The 1,410-nt window shown below is 62.3% G+C and carries 2 protein-coding genes; both read right to left on the bottom strand.

Features of this window, described 5'->3' with window-relative positions:
• Positions 1–9 precede the first annotated feature (9 nt).
• The gene (locus tag ILFOPFJJ_RS36810) at positions 10–378 is read right to left on the bottom strand and encodes a transposase (RefSeq protein WP_446677095.1); all 369 of its coding nucleotides are present in this window, start codon (positions 376–378) and stop codon (positions 10–12) included.
• A gap of 502 nt (positions 379–880) precedes the next feature.
• On the bottom strand, positions 881–1,410 hold a 530-nt coding region (locus ILFOPFJJ_RS36805), incomplete at its 5' end, for a transposase (RefSeq protein ID WP_446677094.1).

Genomic DNA, 1,410 nt, shown 5'->3' with positions numbered 1-1,410 from the left:
GGGTCTTCCTCACTTTGTGTGGTGGCGATTTTGGTCGAGAGGCAGCATGCGTGCCCTGAGCAGCTCCGGGCCAGCTCTGCCATACATCGCACGCTTGATTGTCTTCAGGCGGTTGATTTGGCCTTCCGCCTGGCCGTTGCTCCACGGCAGTTCGATGGAGTTGTAGACGGCGTCAAGATCGCGGTGCAGGACGCGTGCGAACCGCGCAATTGCGACCAAGCCCGAGTTAACGGCATCACCAATCCAGCTGTCGAGCTTGCTCGGATCGCAGCTGCGAAAGATTCCGCGGAAGCGCACAGCGAGGCTGCGCATCGAAGCGAACTCAGGCGAGCCCTGTTTCAAAGCATCGACCCTTCTCGCCTGACTGATCGTCAGCATGCTTCGCGGCTTCAGGCAGAGGGCAGCTGCGACCACCGGTGAGATCACATGGCCGGTCTCCGGATCGCGTATGGGGCCAACACCGTGGCCCCGTTGATGCGAGATGATCGGCGCCGGCGACGCGCTGCCCTTGACCGATCTCTCCGGGCGGCGCCAGCTTGCGAGAAGCCGCTCGAGATTAGAGAAACTGCCCGTGTAGCCGCGCTGTTTGAGATCGTAAAACAGATGCCGTCCGCAGCGATTGCCATCTCGCCAGCATTGGGCGAGAAACGCCTCGAAATACAAGGGGGATGTCGGCTTCAACGCCGCCTTCTGTCGGTCGGGTGGCGTCTCGAAAGTCAGCCATTTCGCGATGCTGCGCCGGCCGTAGCCGGTGCGCCGTGCGATCTCCGAATAGGACAGACCTTCCTCATTCAAAGCGTGCACAGTATCGAACACCGCCTGCCGTGATTCTCGATGAGCGTGACGCGCCCGGCGCCGGTGCGTTGCGTTAACGTGCGGATCATCCTGAAGCAGATCGATTTGCCCGCTTCCGATACTTATCCGGCAGCAATGCTCGTCCGGTGGCGCGGCCGGCAAGGCTCATCTGCTCCTCGATTGCGACCCGAAGATTCTGCATGAGATGGAACCGATCAGCGACTTGACGCGCTTGCGGCGCACCCTCGCGAGCAGCTTGCGCGTAAAGCCCGCATCGGTCTCGGCTCACGATCTCGACAGAAGGATGCTGCTCCAGCCATCGCGCGACACTCGCCACGCTCCGGTCCTCAAGGATATCGAGAACCGAACGGCGCTCCAGGTCGACGATCATCGTGCCGTAGCGCCACGATCGCCGCCAGCTCCAATCATCTATGCCAACGACCCGTATCGTGGCGTCGCGATGAGCGCGCGCGGCATCCCGCTTCAGTTGCCGCAGGATCGTGTCGTCGCTGACAGCCATGCCGAGCCGTCGCATCAAGCGCTCGCCAGGACGACCGCCGGCACTATGGCCGAGCAGACTGACAATCTCGGAGACCCTCCTTGTCCGGCGCGCAT

The organism is Sinorhizobium psoraleae (assembly GCF_013283645.1).
Lineage (GTDB): Bacteria > Pseudomonadota > Alphaproteobacteria > Rhizobiales > Rhizobiaceae > Sinorhizobium > Sinorhizobium psoraleae.
The sequence above is the reverse complement of the archived record's forward strand: the minus strand, read 5'-3'. Positions and strand labels throughout refer to the sequence as shown.

Excerpts from the sequence above, each read along its gene's own strand:
- ILFOPFJJ_RS36810 (WP_446677095.1), bottom strand. The coding sequence starts at position 378 with ATGCTGACGATCAGTCAGGCGAGAAGGGTCGATGCTTTGAAACAGGGC.